This is a genomic window from Aliirhizobium cellulosilyticum (genome assembly GCF_014198105.1).
Lineage (GTDB): Bacteria > Pseudomonadota > Alphaproteobacteria > Rhizobiales > Rhizobiaceae > Neorhizobium > Neorhizobium cellulosilyticum.
Genome location: NZ_JACIGW010000023.1, coordinates 1 through 4,294, shown reverse-complemented (window position 1 = coordinate 4,294; position 4,294 = coordinate 1). Strand labels below are relative to the sequence as shown.

Genomic DNA, 4,294 nt, shown 5'->3' with positions numbered 1-4,294 from the left:
AAAACCGCCGACTACGTTTCTCTTTCTTCATTAGGATATGAACCATTGAGTGCGCTCACGGGCTGTTCGCACCTTCGGTGCTGCCCTCCGCGAGGGCGCCGGCCAACTTTTAGGGTTGATGGCGGCGACGGCCTCTGGCCTGTATTGGCGAGCGTTACTTAACGTAGAGTTTGTCGAGATCGGGCCTGTAGCTCAGTTGGTTAGAGCACACGCTTGATAAGCGTGGGGTCGGAAGTTCAAGTCTTCCCAGGCCCACCATTCTCCTTTTTAAGGTGTTTGGTTTGTTCGATCTTGACCCTCCTGATGGCATTGTCATCGGGTGTTGCGATGGTTGGGGCTGTAGCTCAGCTGGGAGAGCACCTGCTTTGCAAGCAGGGGGTCAGCGGTTCGATCCCGCTCAGCTCCACCAATTCGCTTTTGGTGTCGAGATGACGGGTACATATCCTTTGAAGAAGTAAAAGTTTGCATCGCTTCGATGAAGCGCATGCCTGTTCTGCAAAAATCGTGAAGAGAAGATTGATCTGGAGGCTTCCAGGTCTGGGTTTTACCGCAAGGTAAGCCTGGGTTTGAAGCTGATCCTTATGATGTCGTTGATGGCCTAGCCGGCCGGACACGAAAGAGGGATCGGTGGAGATAGGAAGCTTGTCACTCTGGTCGGTCATTGTTGGTGTTTTGACCTTCGGGTTTTGGCGCCTCTGATGACTTATTGATGTCCGGTTGCTAACCGCACGGACCCGGATTTAATCTCGAGAAGCTGGTCTTAAGATCAGACGTAAAGAGGCCGCTCGGCGTGGCCTCGTCAAAAGCGATCTGATCGACAAAGAACACGTCGATGTCATCATGAGAAGGATGGGTTGTAAAAGGTAGCCCTTCCGCCTGACCTGAAGAAGGTTTGGCTATATTGATGAGCATTGGCAATGAGAACGATTAAGTGTCGTAAGGGCATTTGGTGGATGCCTTGGCATGCACAGGCGAAGAAGGACGTGATACGCTGCGATAAGCTGTGGGGAGCTGCGAATAAGCTTTGATCCATGGATCTCCGAATGGGGCAACCCACCTTAAATACCTAGAAAGTTTAAGCCGTGTTTAGGCACGGTTTAGGTTTCTAGGTATTGTAATAAGGTATCTAACTTTCGAATACATAGGGGTTAGAAGCGAACTCAGGGAACTGAAACATCTAAGTACCTGAAGGAAAGGACATCAACCGAGACTCCGCAAGTAGTGGCGAGCGAACGCGGACCAGGCCAGTGGCAATCAGGAATAAAGCCGAACAAGTTGGAAAGCTTGGCTAAAGTGGGTGACAGCCCCGTAGGCGTAGAACACTGATTGTCCTTGAGTAGGGCGGGACACGTGAAATCCTGTCTGAACATGGGGAGACCACTCTCCAAGCCTAAGTACTCGTGCATGACCGATAGCGAACAAGTACCGTGAGGGAAAGGTGAAAAGCACCCCGACAAGGGGAGTGAAATAGAACCTGAAACCGGATGCCTACAAGCAGTCGGAGGGCGCAAGCCTGACGGCGTACCTTTTGTATAATGGGTCAACGACTTAGTGTAACTAGCAAGCTTAAGCCGGTAGGTGTAGGCGCAGCGAAAGCGAGTCTGAACAGGGCGTTCAGTTAGTTGCATTAGACCCGAAACCGAGTGATCTAGCCATGAGCAGGCTGAAGGTTGGGTAACACCAACTGGAGGGCCGAACCCGCATCTGTTGCAATAGATTGGGATGACTTGTGGCTAGGGGTGAAAGGCCAATCAAACTCGGAGATAGCTGGTTCTCCGCGAAATCTATTTAGGTAGAGCGTCGAGCGAATACCCCAGGGGGTAGAGCACTGGATGGGCTATGGGGACTCACCGTCTTACTGATCCTAACCAAACTCCGAATACCTGGGAGTACTACTCGGCAGACACACGGCGGGTGCTAACGTCCGTCGTGAAGAGGGCAACAACCCTGACCTCCAGCTAAGGTCCCCAAGTCATGGCTAAGTGGGAAAGGATGTGAGGATCCCAAAACAACCAGGATGTTGGCTTAGAAGCAGCCATCATTTAAAGAAAGCGTAACAGCTCACTGGTCTAAATAAGGGTCTTTGCGCCGAAAATGTAACGGGGCTAAAGCCATGCACCGAAGCTGAGGATGTGGATTTATCCACGTGGTAGCGGAGCGTTCCGTAAGTCTGTGAAGGGGGATCCGTGAGGACCCCTGGAGATATCGGAAGTGCGAATGTTGACATGAGTAACGACAAAGGGGGTGAGAGACCCCCTCGCCGAAAGACCAAGGGTTCCTGCTTAAAGTTAATCTGAGCAGGGTTAGCCGGCCCCTAAGCCGAGGCAGAAATGCGTAGGTGATGGGAACCACGTTAATATTCGTGGGCCTGGTGGTAGTGACGGATTGCGTAACTTGTTCAGACTTATTGGATTGTCTGGGCGGGGAAGCGGTTCCAGGAAATAGCTCCATCATTATAGACCGTACCCGAAACCGACACAGGTGGTCAGGTAGAGTATACCAAGGCGCTTGAGAGAACTATGCTGAAGGAACTCGGCAAATTGCACGCGTAACTTCGGAAGAAGCGTGACCCCTTTTTACGCAAGTGGATTGGGGTGGCACAGACCAGGGGGTAGCGACTGTTTATCAAAAACACAGGGCTCTGCGAAGTCGAAAGACGACGTATAGGGTCTGACGCCTGCCCGGTGCTGGAAGGTTAAGAGGAGGGGTGCAAGCTCTGAATCGAAGCCCCAGTAAACGGCGGCCGTAACTATAACGGTCCTAAGGTAGCGAAATTCCTTGTCGGGTAAGTTCCGACCTGCACGAATGGCGTAACGACTTCCCCGCTGTCTCCAGCATAGACTCAGTGAAATTGAATTCCCCGTGAAGATGCGGGGTTCCTGCGGTTAGACGGAAAGACCCCGTGCACCTTTACTATAGCTTTACACTGGCATTCGTGTCGGCATGTGTAGGATAGGTGGTAGGCTTTGAAGCGGGGACGCCAGTCTTCGTGGAGCCATCCTTGAAATACCACCCTTATCGTCATGGATGTCTAACCGCGGTCCGTCATCCGGATCCGGGACAGTGTATGGTGGGTAGTTTGACTGGGGCGGTCGCCTCCGAAAGAGTAACGGAGGCGCGCGATGGTGGGCTCAGACCGGTCGGAAATCGGTCGTCGAGTGCAATGGCATAAGCCCGCCTGACTGCGAGACTGACAAGTCGAGCAGAGACGAAAGTCGGTCATAGTGATCCGGTGGTCCCGCGTGGAAGGGCCATCGCTCAACGGATAAAAGGTACGCCGGGGATAACAGGCTGATGACCCCCAAGAGTCCATATCGACGGGGTTGTTTGGCACCTCGATGTCGGCTCATCGCATCCTGGGGCTGGAGCAGGTCCCAAGGGTTTGGCTGTTCGCCAATTAAAGCGGTACGTGAGCTGGGTTCAGAACGTCGTGAGACAGTTCGGTCCCTATCTGCCGTGGGTGTAGGAATATTGACAGGATCTGTCCCTAGTACGAGAGGACCGGGATGGACATATCTCTGGTGGACCTGTTGTCGTGCCAACGGCATAGCAGGGTAGCTATATATGGAAGGGATAACCGCTGAAGGCATCTAAGCGGGAAACCCACCTGAAAACGAGTATTCCCTATCAGGGCCGTGGAAGACGACCACGTTGATAGGAGGCGTGTGGACGTGCAGCAATGCATGAAGCTTAGCCTTACTAATAGCCCGATTGGCTTAATCGCTCTCATTGATCAATGCTCATCTGCTCGGCTCAGCCGGGCGATGATGCAACGACGTGTTCTAAATAAAACAGGCTAACGCCTGCCAGCTTCTCTTCACATTGCCCTTAGATGACCTGGTGGTCATGGCGGGGCGGCCGCACCCGTTCCCATTCCGAACACGGCCGTGAAACGCCCCTGCGCCAATGGTACTCCGTCTCAAGACGTGGGAGAGTAGGTCGCTGCCAGGTCTTCTAAAGGCAATGCACGCACAAGCGTGAAACAATCTTCTCACACACGAAACCTATGGCCCCTGGCCAAACTCCAAGGGCCGCCCAAAAGCGGCCTTTCGGCGTTTAATGGCAAAAACAGAACATATGAAATGCAAGGGATGGCTCACCAATCTATAGCCGGTGCGTCCCTTACAGGAGACAAAACCCAATGGGTTTTGCTCCGGCACAGTCCGCCAACGCAAGACGTTGGCGTAGTCGCGCAAACCAAAGGTTTGCGCTTGGCGCGGGGTGGAGCAGCCCGGTAGCTCGTCAGGCTCATAACCTGAAGGCCGCAGGTTCAAATCCTGCCCCCGCAACCAAA

The 4,294-nt window shown here is 53.2% G+C and carries 3 tRNA genes and 2 rRNA genes; all 5 read left to right on the top strand.

Features of this window, described 5'->3' with window-relative positions:
• Positions 1 to 181: 181 nt before the first annotated feature.
• A tRNA-Ile gene (locus GGE33_RS27325) sits at positions 182 to 258 on the top strand.
• 75 nt (positions 259 to 333) lie between these two features.
• Positions 334 to 409: transfer RNA gene (locus GGE33_RS27320), tRNA-Ala, on the top strand.
• 516 nt (positions 410 to 925) lie between these two features.
• Positions 926 to 3,724 (top strand): 23S ribosomal RNA (locus GGE33_RS27315).
• A 112-nt stretch (positions 3,725 to 3,836) separates the two neighbouring features.
• Positions 3,837 to 3,951: ribosomal RNA gene (gene rrf / locus GGE33_RS27310) — 5S ribosomal RNA — on the top strand.
• A gap of 264 nt (positions 3,952 to 4,215) precedes the next feature.
• Positions 4,216 to 4,292: transfer RNA gene (locus tag GGE33_RS27305), tRNA-Met, on the top strand.
• Positions 4,293 to 4,294 lie beyond the last annotated feature (2 nt).